Source organism: Halococcoides cellulosivorans (assembly GCF_003058365.1).
Lineage (GTDB): Archaea > Halobacteriota > Halobacteria > Halobacteriales > Haloarculaceae > Halococcoides > Halococcoides cellulosivorans.
Genome location: NZ_CP028858.1, coordinates 328843 through 348867, shown reverse-complemented (window position 1 = coordinate 348867; position 20025 = coordinate 328843). Strand labels below are relative to the sequence as shown.

Here is a 20025-nt window from a genome sequence, read left to right as displayed (position 1 = left end):
ATGATTCGCTGTCGTTCTGATCAGTCTCGACGATGCCCCTGAAGAAATGTAATTGGTCAGCCCCCCGATAAACCAGTAGTCCGCTTGGCCAGGGGAGTGGGTGGTCTCAAGAAATCGACCAGGGCGGCACGCGTCGGTCAGCAGTCTCGTCTGGGTAGAGGAGGACCGAGATCGTAGGTGGACCCGTCACGCCCAGGCGTTCTCGCCGACCGGATCACCGAAGCGATCGCCCTCGCGCTCGTACACCACTTCGCCCCGGACCATCGTCCACTCGGGCCGGACGCCGGTCCAGCCCCCGAACGGCGTCCACTCGCAGGCGGTATGCAGGTCCGCGGCCCGAATCTCGCCGGTCGCGTCCAGATCGACCAGCGTCAGATCGGCGTCTCGACCCACCTCGATCGCACCCTTCGCGGCGAGACCGAAGCGGTCGGCAGGGCGACGCGCCGTCAGGTCCACCACGCGCTCCAGCGCGATCTCGTCCTCCGCAACGAGGCCAAGCAGGAGCGGCAACGCGGTCTCGACGCCCGGGACGCCCGACGGCGCCGCCCAGATCCCGGCGTCTTTCTCCGCGCGGGTATGGGGCGCGTGATCGGTCGCGATCAAATCGACCCGACCGTCCCGCACCCGCTCGAAGACGGCCTGGCGACGAGATTCCGAGCGTAGCGGCGGGTTCATCCGGCCGTGCGTGCCCAGGTCGGGCAGATCCGCCCGCGAGAGCAGGCAGTGATGGGGCGAGACTTCGCAGGTCGCCGCCGAATCGGCGACGATATCGATCGCCTCGGGCGTGGAGGTGTGGGCGACGTGCAGATCGGCCCCCACGTCGGCGGCCAGTTCCACGGCGCGCTCGACGGCCCGAGACTCGGCCTCGGGCGTCCGATATGCGCTCCAAGCGTCGGCATCGGAGCGGTCCCGAGCGTGCTCGTCGAACAGCGTCGCGTCCTCGGCGTGGACGGTCACGAGCACGTCCTCGCGGGCCGCACGGTCGAGCGCCGCACGGAAGAGACCCTCGTCGATCCCCATGTCGCCGGTCGAGTCCGCGAGGAAGACCTCCCCGAGCGCGGCGATCGGACGGTCGAACAGCGTGTCGGGCTCCCACTCGGCGGTGACGCCGCCCGCCAGGCCGTAATCGACCAGCGAGGCCTGCGCGCGCTCGGCTTTGGCGTCGAACGCGTCCGCATCGACCGTCGGCGGGTCGGTGTTGGGCTGGTCGATCACGGTCGTGACGCCGCCCGCCGCCGCACTGCGCGACCCCGACGTCCAGGTCTCTTTGTGGTCGGCCCCGGGTTCCCGAAAGTGGACGTGCGGGTCGATCACCCCCGGGAGCAGCGTTCGCCCGGCGGCGTCGAGCGTACGCTCGTCGGCATCGGGTGCGATGTCGGCGTCAACAGCGGCGATCGATCCGTCGCGAACCCGAACGTCGACCCGGCGACCGTCGGCGAGACGTGCGTCGGTGATGAGCATACGCTCGTCTGAGGCGGGCCCGCCCCTAAGGTCCGCGGTCGGGACCGCCAGCAGAGTCCGCCCCGCTCAGGCGATCGCCGGGCAGAGATCGCGATAGATCGCGGCGAGACGCGCCACCGAGGCCTCGACGCTGATGTCCTCGCGTCGGTCGAGACAGTTCTCGGCGAGTCGATCGCGCTCGTCGAGAACGCGTTCGATCGTGCCGCCGAACGCGTCGAGATCGCCCGGGGGGTACGTATACCCCGTCTCGCCGTCGTCGATCGTGTTCTGGAGGGCACCCGAGTCGACGCCGACGACGGGCGTCCCGCAGGCGTTGGCCTCCAGGGCGACCAGGCCCTGGGTCTCGACGGGACTCGGGAAGACGAACGCATCGAGAATCGAGTAGAACGCGGGCAACTCCTCGCGGTCGAGAAAGCCCAGAAAGCGCACGTCGGCGTCGCTGGTCGCCGCGCGGGCCTCCAGATCGTCGCGTGCGGGGCCGTCGCCACCGAACACGAGCGTCACCGGGAGGTCCTCGACGGCGGCGATGGCGTCACCGAGACACTTCTCGTAGCCGTGGCGGCCGGTGTAGCCAACGAGCGGGCCATCGGGCAGGTCGTGGCGCTCGCGGAACGCATCGGTCTCGACGGGCCGGAAGGTCGTCGTGTCGACGCCGTTCGGGACGACCTCGACGGGCGTCTCGACGCCGACCTCGCGAACGTCGTCGCGGGTGCGCTCGCTCGGCGTGAGCACCACGTCCGCGCGGTCGAAAAACCACCGCTCGTAGGAGTCCGCAGCCGAGCGGAGCGTGCGCTCCAGGCGGCCGTTCGAGGCGATGTACTCGGCGTACTCGCCGGTCGGCGTGTGATAGGACGCCACGATCGGTAGGTCGGCCTTGCGGGCGACCCGAAGCCCACTCATCCCGACGCCAAACGGCGAGTGCACGTGGACGATGTCCGCCGAGGAGACCGCATCGGGGACGCGTGGCATCCCCACGCGATACCCCTCGTAGAACGGGAAGGGGAGGCTTCGGACGGGGTGTTCGCCGTCTTCGGGGTCGTACTCGCGACTCTTCGGATAGACGACGTCCATGCGCCCACCGCGCTCGCGATAGGCGTCGCGCCAGGCCTGGACGGTGTAGGTCACCCCGTTGATCGTCGGCAGGTAGGTGTCGGTAAAGGCCGCGACGTGGGGCAACTCCATCGTGGGCCCTTTCGTCGAGCACGCGATTATGCGTTGTGTTCGCCGATCGTCAGTGCCGTTCGGGGCTCGGATCACCCGCGATCACGTCGCGATAGGCGGCGTCGAGGCCCTCCGCAACCCGGTCGAGGCTGTGCTCGCGGGCGGTCTCGCGGGCGTTCTCGCCCAGTCGCTCGCGCAAGTCGGGATCGTCCGCGAGGCGATCGAGAGCGTCTCGAAACTCGTCGTGGGTCTCACAGAGCAGACAGTCCACGCCGTCCTCGAAGTACTCCCGAAACACCGGGAGATCGCGGAGGACACAGGGTTTCCCGGTCGCCATCGCTTCGAGCACCGCGATGCCCTGGTTTTCGACCTTCGTGGGGAATAGATAGACGTCGCCCGCGCCGAAGGCCGCGCGCTTGTCGTCGACCCACCCCGTGAACGTGAGGTTCGCGGGTGGATCGCTCGTCCACTTTCGGACGGTCGCACTCGCCTGGGGGCCCGAGTCGTACGGGCCGAACCACGCGAACTCGTACTCTGTCTCGCGGGCGAGGCGACCGAACGTCGAGAGGCCCTTGCGCTCGAAGACGTTGCCCACCGCGAACACGACCAGGCCGTCGAGGTCGTACTCCGCGCGCGTCGACGCACGAAACTCGCGATAGCCGTCGAGGGAATCGATGTCGATCCCGTTGGTGATCGGTCGGATCGGCGCGTCGATGGGGTACGAGCGGAGGGTCTCGCGGGTGTATTCGCTGGGACAGAGCACGAGATCCGCCAGCGAGTAGAAGCGTTTGAGATACGCCCCGAGCGGCCCGGCGAGGACGTTCGAACCCCGAAAGCTGTCCCGGAAGTCCTCGCGGGTGACGTGGGCGTGCAGCACCAGCGGGATCGACCGGGCGCGGGCCGCGAGCGCGACCGCGAGGCTGGCCGGGCCGATGACATTGAGATGGACGACGTCGGCGTCGGCCAGCGGCGATCGGGCGCCGGCAGGCGCGCGGAGACCGCCCCGGGGGCCACCCCCGCGCCAGGGCGAGCGGGTCACCTCGATCGACGTCTCGGCGAGTGCCGCGCGCTGGTGATCGACGCTCGTGCCGATGCCGCTGCGCGCGAGGCGATCGGCGAACTCCAGATAGTGACAGACGCGCACACGCCCGACTGGGCGAGCGGGATCAAAACGGCTGTCGGTTCGGGCGCGCCCGGAACGCCCATGTGGGTCGGTCCGCTCGGTCGAGACATGTCGATAGCCAGCGAGCGCATCGAACGACTCGCCGTACTGGCTCGTGAGGCCGCCCAGTCCGGCGAGTACGACCGCGCTCGCGAGCGCGTGCGCCTCGCGCGACGGGTCGCCGAGCGCAACCGGATCGGCCTGCCCCGGCAGTTGAAACGGTTCTCCTGCGATCGGTGTGACGTCTACCTCCGCCCGGGGGTGAACGCGCGCGTCCGCACCCAGGACGGCCACGTCGTCGTGACCTGTGACTGTGGCGGGCAGGCCCGGTATCCGTACGAGTAGCGACGACGAGCCGCTGGCACGCTCCCCCCGGAGCGGTCCGTCACGCTTACCGCGTTCGACCGTCGATCGGCCGTATGGGCGTCCCCTGCGTCCGCGTGGATCGAACCGACGGCGAGCGGACGCGTCAGGTCCTGGCTGAGCACGACTGCCTGGACCACGACCACGAGATCAGCGTCGAGGACGGGCAGATCGCGATCCCCGTCACCGATACGGAAGCGGTGCCCGCGGACGCGCTGCCCGCATTCGAGTTGACGACCGCCGATCTCGACGGGCGCGAGACCCAGACGATGCCCGCCGATCTGATCGAGGACGCCAGCTATGGCCGCCTGGGCGAGCTGGTCGTCATCGACGAGGACGACCCCGAACGGGCGCGCGAACTGGCCGACGCCATCGATCGGTCGGATCTGCCCGCCGAGAGCGTGCTGAATCGCGCCTCGAAGATCCAGGGGTCGGATCGGGTCCGCGAGTGGGACGTGCTCGTCGGCGAGACGACCGCGACGGTCCACCGCGAACATGGACACTCCTTTGCGCTGGACGTCGACGAGGTGTTTTTCACGCCGCGGCTGGCGACCGAGCGCCACCGCGTCGTCGAGCAGGTCGAAGCGGGCGAGTGCGTAATCGACATGTTCGCGGGCGTCGGGCCCTACGCCGTCCCGATGGCCGCCCGCGGGGCCGAGGTAATCGCGGTCGATCTGAACGAGCGCGCGATCGACTTTCTGGAGGGGAATGCGGAGCGCAACGGGGTGAGCGATCGGATCACGGCGATCGCGGGCGACGTGCGCGATGTGGCACCAGAGTATGCCGACCGGGCGGATCGGCTGGTGATGAACCTCCCACACAGCGCCGACGAATTTCTGGACGCGGCGATGACAATGGCCGGCGACGAGTGTGTGCTCCACTACTACGACATTCAGCACGAGGACGATGCGTTCGGCCCCGGCGAGCGCGCGATCCGCGAGGCGGCCGAGGCGGCGGGCTACGACGTGTCGGTCGAGGACCGTCGAGAGGTCCGCTCGTACGCCCCGCACGAACTCAACGTCTGTCTCGACGTCCGCCTGCGGGCGTAGGGATTCGCAACGCTTATTCATGGACTGCGATTTAACTGGAAGTACAGGCCGGTGTCTTGCCGAACGCAGTGAGGCAAGGCTCGGCAGGCGAGCACCGCGAGTCTGCCGGTGTCCTGCAGAGCGCAGCGATGCAGGGCTCGGGGCGCGAGGAACGAAGCGCGCCGGTGTAGCTCAGACTGGCTAGAGCGAATCCTTCGTAAGGATTAGGCCGGGGGTTCAAATCCCCCCACCGGCTTCGATTTTCGTTTCGCAGTTGAACGGTCTATGATCTAACTTCAGAGAAGATAACCCACTTGAGGATTGACCAAAGATTGAAAAGTACACAAATAATTTCATAAATTCTTCAGTAGTATCCCATTTTCTACTGTAATGAAGGATTTGGCCAAGATATGGACCAAACGATAATTTTGGATTGAGAGAGGGGTATTCTTTTACGAAAGCAACTCATTCTTTAATTCGAACGCACCGGTCGAAGGGCCCCAACAATCAGGTGTATCAAAATGAGTTGGAGAGAAGAAATGACCCCGGCAGTTGGAGATCGAAGAGAGTGGCTTCTGAGGCTGTTCTATGCCCGAGAACACGATGAAACTGCCAAGGAGATCTGTGGTCGAACTCGGCTTATGAAGGGGGCGTTTTTGATTGCGAAAAAGTTAGAGGGAGAATTCGATATAGCCACAGATTTCGACTTTGAACCCGACAAATATGGCCCATTTGATCAAGGAGTCTTCGAGACAATAGAAGAGTTAGAAAAAGAAGGACTCCTTGTTATAGAGAATAGGCCAGAATTTGAGGGAGACTGCCACAAACTAACCCCTGAAGGAGAAAAAGTCGCAGAAAGCCACTTTCAAGAAATTGAAGATAGCCAACAGAGTCTACTCACATGGGTACGGGAGAGGCACCTTGACCGACCACTTCCCCAAATCCTAAGCTTCGTTTACAACCAATATCCGAAAATGGCTAAAAACTCAGAATATTCCCGAGTATAAAAGAGAGGGGTGAATTCACCTCCTTGGGGAGCGGTAATCATCGATTAAATTATCGAGTTCCATTTCGCAAGAGTAGCCATTTCTAGCTTTCAAAACCCCCAGAAATCCCGGAAATACAGCCGAAACCAACATTGGAACCCAATCCTTCTGGGATTCAACCGCCACAATACCGATTGCGATAAGAACGACAATAATGCATGAAATACCCAAAAACCTATATGAAGACATATAATAATCCTTTGCTTCGCTTTTTAATTCAATTGCGGTATCAAACTCTCTCAATGAGGATTCAATATTCTCCATCTCTTCTCGATCAATATTATTATGAATTACTGTTATTATTTCGCCTTGTGGTGGGACATCCGCCTCAGCATTTTGAGGATTAAAATCGGTAAGTTGGTTTATTTCTGCGACCAGTTCCCCTAGATCGCTACTGAACTCACTCCACTGATAGTCCTCATATTCATAATAATCATCCCCATACTTTTTTTCAATTTTTGAATGGTGTCGCCATATACCTATGCAGAGCGTCGCCAAAACAGCGGAAAGACCCAATGCCAATGTGAGTGACTCCGGTGGCATCTACAAGAATATATCATGTGTCGATATTTATAACCAGGTGAATTGCCACCATCCAAAATGCGAGTATCACCCCGCGAATTTGCCAAATCCATACAGATCAAAAGGGCGAGCCAGTTTCGGACTCCCCGACGAAGAAGCACGATAAAGCGCATGGCGCTCAAAGCGTGCAATGAGTAGCAGGGCCGAAACTGGTATAGCTTTCTGAACGGAGCCGCTATTTTGAGCAGTTATCTGATATTGGCGTCAAAATAGATGATCTGAATACTTCAACAATAATGAAATGATAGAAAGTGCTAGCGCGACGAGTGCTAAGATACCCGCCAAGCTCAACAGCGTCATCGGGTTCTCCGCAAGAGAAAGTCCGATCTCCTCGACTAAGTGAATCCCATACAAGCTGGACAAGATAGAGGCGACAACCAACACTCCGACGACAAATACCAACAGTGTTAAAAAATACCAGAGGGTGCGCGGACCTTCAAAGCTCTCCAAAATATCCCCAATCCCACTGGTCATGAATATTAGATAGGCAATTATTTGTAAAATAGGTTGGGGTTGGATTATCTTTCCTCATGCGACCCGCACAATTACAGAACAGGTAACCCAGTTGATGGTAAGAGAATAATCCGCAGGAACTGTTCACAGACGTGCTCAGCCTGGAACAGCGTCAGTCCAGAATAAGCGACTCGCTTGTCAGTGTTTGTTCGGCGAGTGTCGACAAACGAGGGACCGACGTTCGGACCGCGACGGGATCAGTCGAACTCCGGAGTGTCCTCCTCGGTCGCGGCCCCGACGGCGGTATCGACCCAGTCGTCGATGTTCTCGGCGACGTAGTCCTGCCCGCCGAAACCGACGGCGATGCCGATGCCGATCGCGAGCGCGAGCGCGAGCGCCCCGAAGAAGGCCGCGACGAAGGCGGTGAACAGGGTCGTGATCGCCGTCACGTCGATGCCGACCGTCGCCAGCGCGACCGTGATCGTGAGATAGTAGATCAACAGTTTCACGCCGAGACTGACGCCGTAGATCAGACGCGTGTCGTCGGTACTGGCGACCAGGTCGGCGACGCGTTCGGCGACCCAGACCCCGACCAACAGGACGAGCAGGCCGGCAACCAGCGCGGGCAGGTACGACGCGAAGGTGTCCAACAGCGTGGAGAGCGCGGTAATCTCGAGGATGTCGGCGACCGCGATCAGCGTCAACAGGTAGACGTAGTAGGTGACGAGTTTGCCGACGAGGCGGCCGAACTCACCGTCTCTGTCGCCGAGGTTCTCGAACGGCGTCTCGCGGAGGTACTGGCCGACGCCGAAGTCGCCGACGATCGTCGCGACGATGTCGCCGATGATCCGTGCGACGACGAACCCGACGACGAGCACGACGAGCGCGCCGAGGACGACCGGCAGGAACGACGCCACCTCGGAGAGGATGTCGGTCAGTCGTGGGATGCCGAGCACGTCCACTGCCGCGAGGATCGCGATGAAGTAGACGTAATAGGCCGCGATCTTGCCGAGTGCGTGCGCGACGGCATCGTCGCCGCCGGCATCTTCCATCGCCGTGCCTTTGGTGTACCGGTCGATGCTGAGTCGGCGGACGATCCGCCGGACGATCGCTCCGAGAATCCGGCCGACGACGAGCCCGACGAGGAGGATGAGGAGTGCGGACAACAGCGTCGGGAGATACTGTATGACGTTCGAAAGCGTCTGTTCGATCGCTGGCCCGATCTGGGGGACGGGCGCGAGTTGCTGAGTGATCATCGTCACGAAGGACATGCAGAGAGTCACACATTGTTAGACAGAGCCAAAGCAGGGAGTAGGCCAACGTCGGGAAGCGACGTCGTGGATATCGGGGGCCTACCCGTGGCCGAATCGACCCGAAACCATCACCCCCCACGGTCAGAGACGGCGACACGGCTCCGCGCCCAGAACCGGACGAATGAACACAGTTATTCGCGCCCGGCAGAAACGCCCTCCATGGCAATCCGAGACACTCACAGGGTGGTCGCATGCGCATCGTCGTAAAGTTCGGCGGGACGAGTCTCGGCAGTGGCGAACGCATCGAGCGAGCGGCGACGTCGGTCGCCCGCGCGGTCGAGCAGGGCCACGAGGTCGCCATCGTCGCCTCCGCGATGGGCAACACGACCGACGAACTGCTCGACGACATCGTCTACGACGCCGACGAATCGGATCGCGCGGAGATCGTCAGCATGGGCGAGCGGACCGCCGTCCGGATGTTCAAAGGCGCGCTGTCGGCACACGACGTCGACGCCGAGTTCTACGAACCAGGCCACGAGGACTGGCCGATCATCACCGACGAGTTCGGTGAAGTCGACATCGACGAGACGACCAGGCGCACGCACGCGCTCGCGGGCACGATGCGCGACGAAGTCCCGATCGTGACGGGCTTTCTCGCGGAAGATCACGCGGGCAACGTCACGACGCTGGGTCGCGGTGGGTCGGACACCACGGCGGTCATGCTCGGCAAGTACATGGACGCCGACGAAGTCGTCATCGTCACCGACGTCGAGGGCGTCATGACCGGCGATCCCTCCGTGGTCGAGGGCGCGCGCAACGTCGGTGAGATCAGCGTCGACGAGTTGCGCAACCTCTCCTTCCGCGGGGCGGAAGTCGTCGCGCCGTCGGCGCTGTCCTACAAGGATTCGGGGCTGGGCGTTCGCGTCCTGCACTACCAGCACGACGACCTGCTGACTGGCGGGACGACCATCCAGGGCGAGTTCCAGCGACTGATCGACCTTCAGGAAGATCGGTTGTCGTGTCTGACCGTCGCCGGGCGCGCGGTGCGCAATCGGCCGGGGATTCTCTCGGAACTCTCCACGGCACTGTCCGACGAGGGCATCAACGTCGAAGCGGTCTCCAGCGGCATGGACTCGATCACGTTCTACGTCCGACAAGCGGACGTCGAGACCGCCGAGACGGTGTTGCACGACTGTGTGGTCGACACCGACACGCTGTCCTCGGTCACCGTGACGGACTCGGTCGCCGTGATCCGGATCACCGGCGGGGAGTTGCCCGACCAGCCGGGCGCAGTCAACCGCGTGATCGATCCGATCGCGGACGCACGGATCAACCTCATCGACGTGATCACCTCCGCGACCTCCATCTCGATTATGGTCCCCTGGGACGACCGCGAACAGGCGCTGAATCTCGTTCAGGACGCGCACTGATCGGCCGGAGCGGACCGTCATCGTCGCCGGTGTCTGGACCCGTCCGTCAGTTTTCGGGCCCGGTTTTGACCAGCAGGAGATCGCCGCGATGGCCATCGGCACCTGGCCCGCCGGAGCCCGCAGCGGAACTGTCCCGTCCGGCCGTCTCGCCGGCGAGCGCGTAGCCGCCGTCGCTCGTCCGCACGATCGCCCGCGCCCGGTCGTCGGTACCGACCCCGAGATCGATCGGCTGGAGGTACTCCTCGGTGCCGTCGGCACGTGTTTTCACGAGGAGAGCGTCACGTGAGTCGTCACCAAACGACGAGGAGTAGCCCGCCAGTGCGAACCCACCATCGGCGGCCCGGACCAGCGCGTCGGCGGCGTCTCCGGCGGTGCCGCCGTACGTCGTTGCGAACAGTTGGCGGCCCGTCTCGTCGGTTCGGACCAGCCAGCAGTCTCCGGACTGTCCGGCCGAGGTCGTCACCCCGGCCAGCGCGAGGCCGCCGTCGCCGGTCGCGACGAGATCGGTCGCGACCTCGAGGCCGTCTCCGCCGAACTGTGCGTCGAACTCCTGGGTGCCGGCTGCATCGGTTTTCACCAGCCAGCAGTCGTTGTCCAGGCTGCCCGCAGCGAGCATCGTGCCGGCCAGTGCGTACCCGCCATCGTCAGTCAGGGCGACTGCGTTGCAGGTCTCGCTCAAGGGACCGCCGTAGGTCCACTCCCGGCGGACGGTCCCCGATCGGTCGACATCGAGCAGCCAGAAGTCGGCGACGCCGGCACCGGCGGACGTCGTATCGCCGGCGATGACGAACCCCGTGTCGGTCTGTGCGATCGATTTCGCGCGATCGCGCGACGTCCCGCCGTAGGTCCACTCGGAGTCCACGATGCCCCGGTCGTCAGTCGAGATCAGCCAGGCGTCGTACCCGCCCGCGCCGGCGGAATTCGTCAGACCGGCGAGTGCGTACCCGCCGTCCGGAGTCTGAACGAGATCGAGCGCCTGATCGATCCCGCTCCCGCCGTAGGTCTGTCTGAACTGTTCGGTCCCCGACGCATCGGTTTTCACCAGCAACGCGTCCGTGCCAGCGTGGCCCGGATCGGTCCATCCGGCAATCGCGAACCCGCCGTCCTCGGTCTCGACGAGCGCCCGAGCGCTCGCGCGATCGCCGGCCGAATAGGTACTGACGAACGCGATCGTGACGCCGTCGTCACGACGATCGACCGGATCGAACCAGCAGTCTCGCAGGTCGCCACCCCAGTGGCCCGCCATCGCCGCCCGGACGCACGCGGCCTCCTCGATGGCGGCGGTCGTCCCGTTCCAGTCCAGGCGGTCGTTTCTGATGACACACCGCGGGCGGTGAAAGCGGCCGCCGCCGTTCGGACGGTTGTACGGAAGGACACCGAGCACAGTCTCCTGGTCGTCGCTGTACGGGACGACCGTGTATCGGCCCGCAGTGTCGCCGATCCGACCGGTGGTGGTCGTCGCGGCCGCCGGGGTGACTTCGAGGAGACGACACGCCACCCCATCGCCGGTGTCGACGACGACGTGGGCAACCGCCGGTGGGTCGTACTCGAGGTCGTCTGCGACGAGGAGCCACACCTCGGTGGGGCTCTCGAAGTGAACGTCGAAGCGATCCCACGCCGTCGCCGTCCCAACGAATCCGCCGATTCCGGCCGTCAGGACGCCGGCACCGATCGACAGCAGCCGTCGACGGCGAACGCTCACGCGATCTGTTGGCTCCCGTGCCATACGTGGCGGTCACCGCGATCGGTCTTCGTTACGGCGTGCATACGTCCAGGTCGACGTCGAGATTTCGCCATCAGCGGGGTCGGTCGGGTCGAGACCGCCGCGGGCGTGGACGACCAGGCCCACTCACTCGCCGTACGCCAGTCGCGTGGCGATGCGCCGCGGGAGGCCCGCCTCCTCGACGGCGTCGATCACCGCGCCCACGTCGTACGAGACGCGGTGGTGCTCGACGGTCCGGGCGTCGAGGTCGACGACGGCGTAGGCTGCCCCCGGGTCGCCGTCGCGTGGCTGGCCGACGCTGCCTGGATTGACGACGAGGCCGTCCTCGAACTCCCGGACGAACGGGACGTGGGTGTGGCCCAGAACGAGGAGGTCCTCGGAGTCGAGTATCGAAGCGGTCACCGACTCGGCGTAGACGTACCGGTCGGGGTCGTCGGGGTGGCCGTGGACGATCCGGACGCGCCCGTCGACGGCGGTCGTGACCGCCGGGAGCGATCCGAGCCAGTCGATCTGGTCGTCAGCGAGCACCTCGCGAGCGTACTCGACGCCCGCGAGCGCCATGTCGTTGAACCGGGGTGTGTCGCCGGTCGCCACGGCCCGGTCGTGGTTGCCCATCACCGTCGGAATCGATTCCGATCGGACCCACTCGACCGCTGCGGCGGGCCACGGATTGTACCCCACCACGTCGCCCGCACAGACGACCTCGTCCACCGCCGGCATGTCCTCGCGGACGGCGTCGAGCGCCACCCTGTTGCCGTGGATATCAGAGACGAGGGCGATCTCCATCGGATCGATCATAGTCGATTCATCGGTTTACCTGTGTCGTCCAGGCCCGAGACCCATGTGACCAATAAACATATATGGTACGGGAGTCTATGCCACACTGTATGTCGGCCCCCGAAGCGAGTGATCCGATCGACGATTTCCTGGCGAGTCGAGATCCGACGGCGTGGGAGACCTCCTACAACAAAAAGCAGTGTCCGGACTGTGGCGGCCTCCACGGCGACACCGCGAGTCGGTGCTCGGTGTGTGGGTGGGCCCCGGCGGCCGAATAGCGCGTTCGATCCGTTCGCCCGAAAAGAACCAGCCTTTTTTACCGATCACCCCGTATCGACGAGCGTGTCAGGCGATCGGCCGATCGAAGACGTCCTCGATACCATCGGGGACGAACACGCCCGCGAGGTGCTCGCTGCGGTCAGTCGCGAACCGCTCTCCGCCAAGGAACTGGCCGACGAGTGTGATCTCTCGAAGCCGACGGTCTATCGCCGTCTGGAACTCCTCGAAGAACACGACCTCGTGACCGATCGGACGCTCGTTGCCGACGACGGGAACCACTACAAGGTGTTCGAATCCAACTTCGAGAGCACCGTCATCTCGCTCGAAGACGACGAGTATCACGTCCGGATCTACCGGACGGGGAACCTCTCGGATCGGTTCAGCGAACTCTGGGACGAACTCCACGCCGAATAATAGCGGTCGATCGCTCGCGAGGACGGTCGGTCAGGCCCGATCGAGGACGTGAATGTGCCGGTCGAGCGATCGATGCACGCGCCGCTCGACGTGAACGGAGACCGTCCAGCCCGTGGCTCGCGCCAGATCGACGTACGGACGATCACCGACCAGGACGACCCGTCCGGTGACCCGACGGAGTTCCGCCAGGGCCGCCTCGACGAGCGTTTCGACGTCCCGAGAGGCCACTTTCGTCTGGCGACCGTAGGGCACGTCGACGACGCAACCCTCGACCGCCCCGACCGGCAGTGCGGTCGCGTCGCCGCGGGCGACCAGCCAGCCGTCGTCGTCGACCGCCGCGAGATTCTGGGCTGCGCCCGCTGCCATCGCCCGCTCGACGTCGATACCGATCGCTCGCGCACCGACCCGTCGTGCCTCGGCGAGGTGGCCGCCGGTGCCACACATCGGATCGAGAATCGTCCGCCCGGGCCGTGCGCCAGCGAGGTTGACGAGCGCGCGGGCGAGCGTCGGGGCCATACAGCCCGGGCGGAAGAAGGGCCGGTCGGTCGGAGCGCGATCCGCGACCGAACGATCGAGGTCGTGGGTGAGCCACGCGAGCGCGCCGCACTCGCCCGAGAAGACCGCCCGAAGTTCGTGATCGGGTGAATCCAGATCGACCGTGAAGCCGCGCTCGACGAGGAGCGCCCCCAGACGGCGCTCGACGCGCTGGGTGTCGATAGCGGTCTCGCGAACGGTCCGAGCGCGCACCGCGACCGACCCCTCGCGGTCGATCGAGGCGTCGGTGAGGGCCGCGAGCACGGCGTCGAGCGACGCGTCGGTCCGGGCGAGCAGGTCGCCAACGCGGTGGGTCAAGGCCAGATCACCGACCCGGTCGTCGATCCCGGTGGCGACCGCGAGCGCGGGCGCGATCCGCTCGACGCCCGACGCGCGCGTCCCGGCCTCCTGGGCCGCGAGCGCGTCGTCGGTCCCGACCAGTTCCAGCAGGTACACGACCGGGGCTACCGCCGCGAGGGAGTTTTGCTTGCCGATTCGTGGCCGGCCGACCCGATCGCCCCCGACAGTCCTCGATCGGCCGATCGCCGGTGATGGACCCGTCGATTGGGACAGCCACTCACCCCGAAACGCCCGCGTTGGGCGTCGTACACACCGACACTCCCCATTTAAACCTTAAATACCAACTTTTATATCCCTTAAATACGATTCACGGGACAAGGCATGGCCGACCCCAAAGAGACGATCAACATCGAAAACGTGGTAGCCTCGACGGGTATCGGGCAGGAACTCGACCTGCAGAGCGTGGCGATGGACCTCACCGGCGCGGACTACGACCCCGAGCAGTTCCCCGGGCTGGTCTACCGCACACAGGATCCCAAGTCGGCGGCGCTGATCTTCCGATCGGGGAAGATCGTCTGCACCGGCGCGAAAAGTACCGACGACGTCCACCAGAGTCTGCGCATCGTCTTCGAGAAGCTCCGCGAACTCGAAATCGAGGTCGAGGACGACCCCGAAATCGTGGTCCAGAACATCGTGACCTCCGCCGATCTGGGGCGGAATCTCAATCTGAACGCGATCGCGATCGGCCTCGGGCTCGAAAACATCGAGTACGAACCCGAGCAGTTCCCCGGTCTGGTCTACCGACTGGAGGACCCCGACGTGGTGGCGCTGCTCTTTGGCTCGGGGAAACTCGTGATCACGGGCGGCAAAGAGCCAGTCGACGCCGAGAAGGCGGTCGACAAGATCGTCTCCCGACTCGAAGAGCTGGGTCTGCTCGACTGATCGGCCGGACGGCGTCCGATCGAGGAGTTCGACTACCGATCCGCGACGATATTGCGGAGACCGCGCCTGGAAATCAGTTCGGATCGTCTGGTTGCCCAGCCACTGCCAAGGACAGTCGGAAAATCCGAATCGAAAGAAAGTCTGACCACTGGGTTCGACGGACTCGTATATGCCAGCGAAGAAATCCCAGCGGGACTGGGCGACGATAATCGCAATTGGATTGGCGCTGTTCGTCGTCCTCAACGTCATTTCCTACGTGTGGTTCCCGTTTCTCCCGTGGTTCGAACAGCGACAGGCCGGTGAAGAGATCGTTAGTGACCAGATGGACGCCGACACCGCGATCCAGGAGTACCGCTGGTTCCGCCGCCAGTACGAGGACATCCAGGCCCAGCGAGCACAAGTCCAGAATAGTTACGACGAACTCGATCGGTTTTACGACATCCACGGAGAGGACCCAGAGACATGGAGTCGGCAGGCCGAGACGCGGCACGGACGCATCCAGGAACGAATTACTGGGAATCAAAACGTTCTCGAAACGCTGATCGCAGACTACAACGCGCGGTCGAGTGACGCCACGCGGGCCGTCTTCAAGTGTCATCTTCCATACCAGGTTGACGAACAATTCGCCATTAGGGGCCCCCCAGGATCGGATCCAGCCGACCACCCGACCGACGTCGATGTCGAGGGCGATCCGATCGACCCAGAGCAAACCCCACCATCGTACGATCAGTGTGACGGACTGCCCGATCGAATAGAATCGTAAGGATATCAGTCCCTGGGTCAATCCCTTCGACCACAATCGGGCGACTCGCCCGAACAATCCCATGACGAGTAAATCGACACTGATCGGCCTCGGAATCGTTCTCCTGATCGTTCTCGCAGGCTGTAACTCACCGAACACTGGAACCGGCGAACAACTGGCTGCAGACACCAACCAAGACCTTGGAAACGTCACGATCGGTGAATCGTACAAATACGAAGTGAAGATCACTGAGAAAAACCAGTACGGCCTCGTACAGGGACAGCCACCGTTCGTAATGGACAATTCGCTCGAAAGACAGAATCTCATCGACCGGTACAAATACCTCAACGACCGCACGAACGTTCATCACGTGTATTTGTTGTCTGAAAACGGTCAGGTGATCTCCTACTACACAGCACAGGGCAAGGTTTCCTCGGTGAACTCGAAACTGACGAACAATCGTCAGATCGTCTCGTCCAACCAGTGCCTTCAGTCGACCCACCGAGAAGACAAAAGTGGCTGTTTCGAGGTCGTCGAAAGCCCACAGATGGACGGTTCGTACGGTGAAAACGGGGACGCGATCTTCTTTTTCACGACCGACGGCCACTACGTCGAGTGGAACGGGATCTATCTGGTCAGTGAAGAGCCGAAGAACATCCAGAGCGAGGTCCTCCTCGTCGACGAGGTCAACGATGGGGGTCAGACCGATGGATCGTCGTAAATTCCTCGGAGGAATCGGTGGAGTCGGGGCCATTGGACTCCTCGGAGGCCTCTGGTTTACGGGGCCAAGTAGCGCCGACAACCGGAGACCATCCACCGTCGAGAACCCACCCGACTCGGTCGCGAAGTCGAAACCACTCGCAACGGCGTTCCACCGTCAGATAAATCAGTACTACCCGAACGCTCGTGTGTTCATCTCCGACGATGGCACGATCGCGATGGACTATCCAACAGACGCAGAGAGTGTCAACGCTCTCCAGACCGAACTCAACGGGATCGCCGCGGAGTACGCAGCAGTTGTCGAAGAGTCTGATGAGCAACCGGTGACGCTGACAGTCGTCACCGCCGAGGTTCAAGCGATCGTTCCCGAGAGTTCGCTCCGGGCCTATCTGGATGGCTCCATCGACGAAGAGGCGTATCTGGAGACGATCGAAGTGATGGATATCGATCGACCGACAGATGAGTGATCGAACAGAGATCAGGCGATCGTCAGGCGACACCGTTCAGTGTGAATCCCCATACTGTGAGGAACACGTTCCGGAGTCGGCAACCGTCGACGTAGCCGTCGGTGCGACGGTCGGAGAGTGGACCGATCCAGTCGCTCACATCGGGGTTACGGGAGTCGACGGTCCAACCCCGACGGTCGAGAGGTGGTGTCAGACCTGTGCGAACCACCAGTTCGGCGTCGAAACTGGGGCCGGCCAGCACCGACTCGAACGGACAAAGCAATACCTGACTGCGGCGACGGCGGGTGCATTCTCACTCGGCGTCGTACTGACTGCTATCGCTTTCCTCCTGTTCGGGTAGCTGTAACACTCAATTCGGTCCGTGGAGAATACCGGCCAGTCAGAGACAGAATTCGATCTCAATCACCGATCCGCACCCTGGAGATCGAAGATTTCGACGAGTCGGTCCGCGAACGTCTCTGCTCGCTTCGAGTGCCCACTCTCGCCCGACTCGGTCGGTTCTGCGAGCACGTCGCTCGCCCGGTCGGGATCGAGTGCGAACTCGTCGAGCGCCTCCCGGAGTTCGATCGTGACCCGGTCCTCGCTGTCGGTGTTCAGCCAGGCCGTCGCGGACTGCCGACTCGTGTACTCGATCTCGTAGGTCTCACCGACGAGGGCCTCGACGGCCTCGACCGACCCGACGGTCGCCCATCCCGACTCGGCTTCGATCTCGACGTCGCCGTCCGCGATGCGAATCTCGTGACGCTCCATGCGTGCTGTAGCCACAGGACCCCCAAAGGTCCACCGAGACGGCACGCAGAGCGCCGCCACTGAGCGCGGCGCCGTCGCTGAGCGCGTGCCCTGTCGCTGAGCGCGTGCCCCGTCGATCACAGCGCGTCGACGTCGATTTCGAGGCGCGGGCGACCCTCATCGAGGGTCCGCCGGACCGGCACTTGTTCGCCCTCGAACGCCTCGAAGTCGGGTGGCTCGACGCCATACGTCGCACAGAGGCGTTTGAGCGCACAGTTCGGGCCCCAGACGGGTGGGCGGACCACCTCGGTGTGGACCGTCGATCCCGCCGGCGTCTCCAGTGTGAACGCGACAGAATCCTGACTGATAACGACGTCGGCCACCTCGGCGGCCCCGATCGACGGGCCGGCCTTGACGGCCCCCAGCGAGTCAGCGATGGCGTCGATGTCGTCGGTCATGTCCACGCCGACACGCGCCGGGTACAAATCGCTCCCGGCTACTCGATCAGGCCAGCGGACGAGTCACTCGACCAGCCGTTCGATCTCGGTGACGAGCACGTCGCTCGCGCCGACCTCCTTGAGCGCAGTGACGGTCTCGAACACCTCGCGCTCGGCAACGACGGCGTGGACGGCGAGCGCGTCCCGGTCGGGGATGTCCATGACGGTCGGCCCACCCATGCCGGGGAGGACATCCTCGACGTCGTCCAGTCGGTCGGCGGGCGCGTTCATCATGATGTAGCGTTTGTCCTCGGCGGCGACGACCGACCCGAGCGCCGTCGCGACCTGCTGGACCTTTGGGTCGTCGCGGGTCTCCTCGCGGGCGAACAGGCGGACCGAGCTGTCGAGCACCTCGTCGATCACCGCGAGGCGGTTCATCCGCAGGGTCGTCCCCGTCGAGGTGATGTCGACGATGGCGTCCGCGATGTCGACGTGTGGCGTGAGTTCGGTCGCGCCCGACACCTCGGTGATCGCGGCGTCGATGCCCGCCTCGTCGAGGTAGGTCTGCGTGATCGTCGGGAACTCCGTGGCGATGCGCCCACCGTCGAGGTCGTCGGCGGTTTCGATCGCCCCGTCCTCGGGGGCAGCCAGGACGAGACGGCACTCCCCGAACTCCAGATCGAGCAGCGAGTCCAGCCGACCGGTGTCGGCTTCGCGAACCTGATCGAGGCCGGTGATCCCCGCGTCGGCGGCCCCGTCGGCGACGTACTCGGGAATGTCCGCCGCGCGGGCGTACAGGATCGTCACGTCCGGATCGACCGTCTCTGCGTACAGTTGCCGGTCGGCACCGTTCCGGACGTGGAGGCCGGCACGCTCCAGGAGATCGACGCTCGGATCGTGCAATCGGCCCTTGTTGGGAATCGCGAGTCGCATTTGGCCCCGCTTTGGGACCGGCGCTCAACTGCCTTTCTGTCCGGACCCACAGCCCGACCCGTCGGCGCGGAGTGAATTCGACCCGTTTAAAGGCGACGCGCGAGTGGTTCCGGGCGATGACCACTCCCGGCCTGGCCGGGTGATACGATGATACTCACGATCACACCGAACCCCGCCGTCGACCAGACCGTCCAGATCGAAGAAGACCTCGAAGCCGGCCGCGTCCAGCGCTCGACGGGCGCGCAGTTCGACTCCGGCGGCAACGGGATCAACGTCTCGCAGTTCCTCCGCGCGTTCGACGCCGAGACCGTCGCGACGGGCATCACCGGCGGGTTCACGGGGTATTTCATCGAGCAGGACCTCGCCGACTACGACGTGCCCACCGACTTCGTCGGGACCGACGAGCCGACCCGACTGAACACGACGATCCACGCCGCGGGCAACGAGTACAAACTCAACCAGTCGGGCCCGGACGTCGACCCGTCGATCGTCGACGACATCATCGCGACCGCCCAGGACCACGACCCCGACGTGTTGAACATCGGTGGATCGCTCCCGCCGGGCCTGTCGAGTGACGCGGTCGATCGGATCGCCTCGGCGGGCGACTGGGAGACTGCCCTGGACATCCACGGCGAGCAGTTGGTCGAACTCGACCACGGCGCGGAGTACGTCAAGCCCAACGAGGTCGAACTCGAAGCCGCGACCGGCGTCGACATCGACTCGATCGACGACTGTGCCCAGGCCGCTCGCGAACTCCAGAGCATGGGCTTCGAGCGCGTGCTCGCCTCGATGGGCAGCGAGGGCGCAATGCTCGTCACGCCCGAGGAGACGCTGTACGCCCCCGCGCTGGACGTCGACGCCGTCGACACCGTCGGCGCGGGCGACTCGATGTTCGCGGGGGCGCTCTGGGCGTACGAACAGGGGCGGAGCGACGAAGACGCGCTGAAGACCGCCGTCTCGGTCTCCTCACAGGTCGTCGAGGTCCACGGCCCGAGTGCGCGCGATCTGGACCCCGAGGCCCGGATCGACGACGTTCGGCTGTGGTCGATGCGGTAAGGTGGCCGCGAGTGCGAACCCCCGGACAGATTC

The 20025-nt window shown here is 64.0% G+C and carries 24 protein-coding genes and 1 tRNA gene; 13 read left to right on the top strand and 12 right to left on the bottom strand.

The genetic code is table 11. From position 1 onward, the window contains the following. Positions 1–186 precede the first annotated feature (186 nt). From HARCEL1_RS01705 to HARCEL1_RS01695, 3 genes are all read right to left on the bottom strand, one after another. Positions 187–1461, bottom strand: coding sequence for a dihydroorotase (locus HARCEL1_RS01705; protein ID WP_108380884.1), 1275 nt, complete (start codon positions 1459–1461; stop codon positions 187–189). A gap of 66 nt (positions 1462–1527) precedes the next feature. Beyond that, positions 1528–2643, bottom strand: a complete 1116-nt coding sequence (locus HARCEL1_RS01700; protein ID WP_108380883.1) for a glycosyltransferase family 4 protein — start codon at positions 2641–2643, stop codon at positions 1528–1530. A 49-nt stretch (positions 2644–2692) separates the two neighbouring features. Beyond that, positions 2693–3766: a glycosyltransferase family 4 protein gene (locus tag HARCEL1_RS01695; RefSeq protein ID WP_108380882.1), complete on the bottom strand. Its 1074-nt coding sequence runs from the start codon at positions 3764–3766 to the stop codon at positions 2693–2695. Positions 3767–3853: 87 nt separating this feature from the next. Here HARCEL1_RS01695 and HARCEL1_RS01690 point away from each other — a divergent pair, with 87 nt between their 5' ends. From HARCEL1_RS01690 to HARCEL1_RS13260, 4 genes are all read left to right on the top strand, one after another. Beyond that, entirely contained in the window at positions 3854–4129 is a 276-nt protein-coding gene (locus tag HARCEL1_RS01690; RefSeq protein WP_108384044.1) for a ribonuclease P protein component 4, read from the top strand. Between the two features lie 74 nt (positions 4130–4203). Continuing rightward, positions 4204–5196, top strand: coding sequence for a class I SAM-dependent methyltransferase (locus HARCEL1_RS01685; protein ID WP_108380881.1), 993 nt, complete (start codon positions 4204–4206; stop codon positions 5194–5196). 160 nt (positions 5197–5356) lie between these two features. After that, positions 5357–5431, top strand: a tRNA-Thr gene (locus HARCEL1_RS01680). Positions 5432–5696: 265 nt separating this feature from the next. Beyond that, a complete protein-coding gene (locus HARCEL1_RS13260; protein WP_159076972.1) occupies positions 5697–6182 on the top strand; it encodes a hypothetical protein in 486 nt (161 codons plus the stop codon). A 15-nt stretch (positions 6183–6197) separates the two neighbouring features. On the opposite strand, the gene HARCEL1_RS13255 is transcribed toward HARCEL1_RS13260, so the two are convergent. The 3 genes from HARCEL1_RS13255 to HARCEL1_RS01670 form a co-directional block, all read right to left on the bottom strand. Beyond that, positions 6198–6764, bottom strand: coding sequence for a hypothetical protein (locus tag HARCEL1_RS13255; RefSeq protein WP_159076971.1), 567 nt, complete (start codon positions 6762–6764; stop codon positions 6198–6200). 243 nt (positions 6765–7007) lie between these two features. Next, the gene (locus HARCEL1_RS01675) at positions 7008–7277 is read right to left on the bottom strand and encodes a hypothetical protein (RefSeq protein WP_108380880.1); all 270 of its coding nucleotides are present in this window, start codon (positions 7275–7277) and stop codon (positions 7008–7010) included. Between the two features lie 236 nt (positions 7278–7513). Further along, a complete protein-coding gene (locus HARCEL1_RS01670; protein WP_233357378.1) occupies positions 7514–8527 on the bottom strand; it encodes a mechanosensitive ion channel family protein in 1014 nt (337 codons plus the stop codon). Between the two features lie 233 nt (positions 8528–8760). On the opposite strand from HARCEL1_RS01670, the gene HARCEL1_RS01665 reads away from it, so the two are divergent. Further along, a complete protein-coding gene (locus HARCEL1_RS01665) occupies positions 8761–9939 on the top strand; it encodes an aspartate kinase (protein ID WP_108380879.1) in 1179 nt (392 codons plus the stop codon). 46 nt (positions 9940–9985) lie between these two features. Here the strand turns inward: HARCEL1_RS01665 and HARCEL1_RS01660 are convergent, their stop codons facing one another. Both HARCEL1_RS01660 and HARCEL1_RS01655 read right to left on the bottom strand, forming a co-directional pair. Continuing rightward, positions 9986–11665, bottom strand: coding sequence for a hypothetical protein (locus HARCEL1_RS01660; protein WP_108380878.1), 1680 nt, complete (start codon positions 11663–11665; stop codon positions 9986–9988). A gap of 123 nt (positions 11666–11788) precedes the next feature. Beyond that, a complete protein-coding gene (locus tag HARCEL1_RS01655) occupies positions 11789–12448 on the bottom strand; it encodes a metallophosphoesterase family protein (protein WP_108384042.1) in 660 nt (219 codons plus the stop codon). A 101-nt stretch (positions 12449–12549) separates the two neighbouring features. Here HARCEL1_RS01655 and HARCEL1_RS13585 point away from each other — a divergent pair, with 101 nt between their 5' ends. After that, complete coding sequence (locus HARCEL1_RS13585; RefSeq protein ID WP_233357377.1) at positions 12550–12717, top strand: HVO_0416 family zinc finger protein; 168 nt, start codon at positions 12550–12552, stop codon at positions 12715–12717. Positions 12718–12781: 64 nt separating this feature from the next. After that, positions 12782–13132 (top strand): ArsR/SmtB family transcription factor, encoded by a 351-nt coding sequence (locus tag HARCEL1_RS01650; RefSeq protein ID WP_108380877.1) that lies wholly within the window; start codon positions 12782–12784, stop codon positions 13130–13132. A 30-nt stretch (positions 13133–13162) separates the two neighbouring features. On the opposite strand, the gene HARCEL1_RS01645 is transcribed toward HARCEL1_RS01650, so the two are convergent. Beyond that, the gene (locus HARCEL1_RS01645; protein ID WP_108380876.1) at positions 13163–14122 is read right to left on the bottom strand and encodes a THUMP domain-containing protein; all 960 of its coding nucleotides are present in this window, start codon (positions 14120–14122) and stop codon (positions 13163–13165) included. Between the two features lie 225 nt (positions 14123–14347). On the opposite strand from HARCEL1_RS01645, the gene HARCEL1_RS01640 reads away from it, so the two are divergent. The 5 genes from HARCEL1_RS01640 to HARCEL1_RS01620 all read left to right on the top strand — a co-directional run bounded on the left by HARCEL1_RS01640 (position 14348) and on the right by HARCEL1_RS01620 (position 17177). Then, positions 14348–14908 carry a TATA-box-binding protein gene (locus tag HARCEL1_RS01640; protein WP_108380875.1) on the top strand — a complete coding sequence of 187 codons (561 nt, stop codon included), beginning with the start codon at positions 14348–14350 and terminating at the stop codon, positions 14906–14908. Positions 14909–15077: 169 nt separating this feature from the next. Continuing rightward, the gene (locus HARCEL1_RS01635) at positions 15078–15671 is read left to right on the top strand and encodes a hypothetical protein (protein ID WP_233357376.1); all 594 of its coding nucleotides are present in this window, start codon (positions 15078–15080) and stop codon (positions 15669–15671) included. 61 nt (positions 15672–15732) lie between these two features. Next, positions 15733–16371 carry a hypothetical protein gene (locus HARCEL1_RS01630; protein WP_108380874.1) on the top strand — a complete coding sequence of 213 codons (639 nt, stop codon included), beginning with the start codon at positions 15733–15735 and terminating at the stop codon, positions 16369–16371. A 217-nt stretch (positions 16372–16588) separates the two neighbouring features. After that, entirely contained in the window at positions 16589–16837 is a 249-nt protein-coding gene (locus tag HARCEL1_RS01625; RefSeq protein WP_233357375.1) for a hypothetical protein, read from the top strand. Next, entirely contained in the window at positions 16830–17177 is a 348-nt protein-coding gene (locus HARCEL1_RS01620; protein WP_108380873.1) for a hypothetical protein, read from the top strand. The genes HARCEL1_RS01625 and HARCEL1_RS01620 overlap by 8 nt, the downstream gene beginning before the upstream one ends. A gap of 62 nt (positions 17178–17239) precedes the next feature. Here HARCEL1_RS01620 and HARCEL1_RS01615 read toward each other — a convergent pair whose 3' ends face one another. The 3 genes from HARCEL1_RS01615 to hisG form a co-directional block, all read right to left on the bottom strand. Further along, positions 17240–17587: a hypothetical protein gene (locus tag HARCEL1_RS01615; protein WP_108380872.1), complete on the bottom strand. Its 348-nt coding sequence runs from the start codon at positions 17585–17587 to the stop codon at positions 17240–17242. Between the two features lie 116 nt (positions 17588–17703). Continuing rightward, the gene (locus HARCEL1_RS01610) at positions 17704–18024 is read right to left on the bottom strand and encodes a hypothetical protein (RefSeq protein WP_108380871.1); all 321 of its coding nucleotides are present in this window, start codon (positions 18022–18024) and stop codon (positions 17704–17706) included. Positions 18025–18087: 63 nt separating this feature from the next. Beyond that, a complete protein-coding gene (gene hisG / locus HARCEL1_RS01605) occupies positions 18088–18936 on the bottom strand; it encodes an ATP phosphoribosyltransferase (RefSeq protein ID WP_108380870.1) in 849 nt (282 codons plus the stop codon). A 147-nt stretch (positions 18937–19083) separates the two neighbouring features. Here hisG and pfkB point away from each other — a divergent pair, with 147 nt between their 5' ends. Beyond that, entirely contained in the window at positions 19084–19992 is a 909-nt protein-coding gene (gene pfkB, locus HARCEL1_RS01600; protein ID WP_108380869.1) for a 1-phosphofructokinase, read from the top strand. Positions 19993–20025: the final 33 nt, after the last annotated feature.

Excerpts from the sequence above, each read along its gene's own strand:
- HARCEL1_RS01700 (WP_108380883.1), bottom strand. The coding sequence starts at position 2,643 with ATGGAGTTGCCCCACGTCGCGGCCTTTACCGACACCTACCTGCCGACG.
- HARCEL1_RS01635 (WP_233357376.1), top strand. The coding sequence starts at position 15,078 with ATGCCAGCGAAGAAATCCCAGCGGGACTGGGCGACGATAATCGCAATT.
- hisG (WP_108380870.1), bottom strand. The coding sequence starts at position 18,936 with ATGCGACTCGCGATTCCCAACAAGGGCCGATTGCACGATCCGAGCGTC.
- pfkB (WP_108380869.1), top strand. The coding sequence starts at position 19,084 with ATGATACTCACGATCACACCGAACCCCGCCGTCGACCAGACCGTCCAG.
- HARCEL1_RS01690 (WP_108384044.1), top strand. The coding sequence starts at position 3,854 with ATGTCGATAGCCAGCGAGCGCATCGAACGACTCGCCGTACTGGCTCGT.
- HARCEL1_RS13260 (WP_159076972.1), top strand. The coding sequence starts at position 5,697 with ATGAGTTGGAGAGAAGAAATGACCCCGGCAGTTGGAGATCGAAGAGAG.
- HARCEL1_RS01640 (WP_108380875.1), top strand. The coding sequence starts at position 14,348 with ATGGCCGACCCCAAAGAGACGATCAACATCGAAAACGTGGTAGCCTCG.
- HARCEL1_RS01620 (WP_108380873.1), top strand. The coding sequence starts at position 16,830 with ATGAGTGATCGAACAGAGATCAGGCGATCGTCAGGCGACACCGTTCAG.
- HARCEL1_RS01625 (WP_233357375.1), top strand. The coding sequence starts at position 16,589 with ATGGACTATCCAACAGACGCAGAGAGTGTCAACGCTCTCCAGACCGAA.
- HARCEL1_RS13255 (WP_159076971.1), bottom strand. The coding sequence starts at position 6,764 with ATGCCACCGGAGTCACTCACATTGGCATTGGGTCTTTCCGCTGTTTTG.
- HARCEL1_RS01675 (WP_108380880.1), bottom strand. The coding sequence starts at position 7,277 with ATGACCAGTGGGATTGGGGATATTTTGGAGAGCTTTGAAGGTCCGCGC.
- HARCEL1_RS01630 (WP_108380874.1), top strand. The coding sequence starts at position 15,733 with ATGACGAGTAAATCGACACTGATCGGCCTCGGAATCGTTCTCCTGATC.
- HARCEL1_RS01685 (WP_108380881.1), top strand. The coding sequence starts at position 4,204 with ATGGGCGTCCCCTGCGTCCGCGTGGATCGAACCGACGGCGAGCGGACG.
- HARCEL1_RS01665 (WP_108380879.1), top strand. The coding sequence starts at position 8,761 with ATGCGCATCGTCGTAAAGTTCGGCGGGACGAGTCTCGGCAGTGGCGAA.
- HARCEL1_RS01670 (WP_233357378.1), bottom strand. The coding sequence starts at position 8,527 with ATGTCCTTCGTGACGATGATCACTCAGCAACTCGCGCCCGTCCCCCAG.
- HARCEL1_RS01610 (WP_108380871.1), bottom strand. The coding sequence starts at position 18,024 with ATGACCGACGACATCGACGCCATCGCTGACTCGCTGGGGGCCGTCAAG.
- HARCEL1_RS01615 (WP_108380872.1), bottom strand. The coding sequence starts at position 17,587 with ATGGAGCGTCACGAGATTCGCATCGCGGACGGCGACGTCGAGATCGAA.
- HARCEL1_RS01655 (WP_108384042.1), bottom strand. The coding sequence starts at position 12,448 with ATGGAGATCGCCCTCGTCTCTGATATCCACGGCAACAGGGTGGCGCTC.
- HARCEL1_RS01660 (WP_108380878.1), bottom strand. The coding sequence starts at position 11,665 with ATGGCACGGGAGCCAACAGATCGCGTGAGCGTTCGCCGTCGACGGCTG.
- HARCEL1_RS01705 (WP_108380884.1), bottom strand. The coding sequence starts at position 1,461 with ATGCTCATCACCGACGCACGTCTCGCCGACGGTCGCCGGGTCGACGTT.
- HARCEL1_RS13585 (WP_233357377.1), top strand. The coding sequence starts at position 12,550 with ATGTCGGCCCCCGAAGCGAGTGATCCGATCGACGATTTCCTGGCGAGT.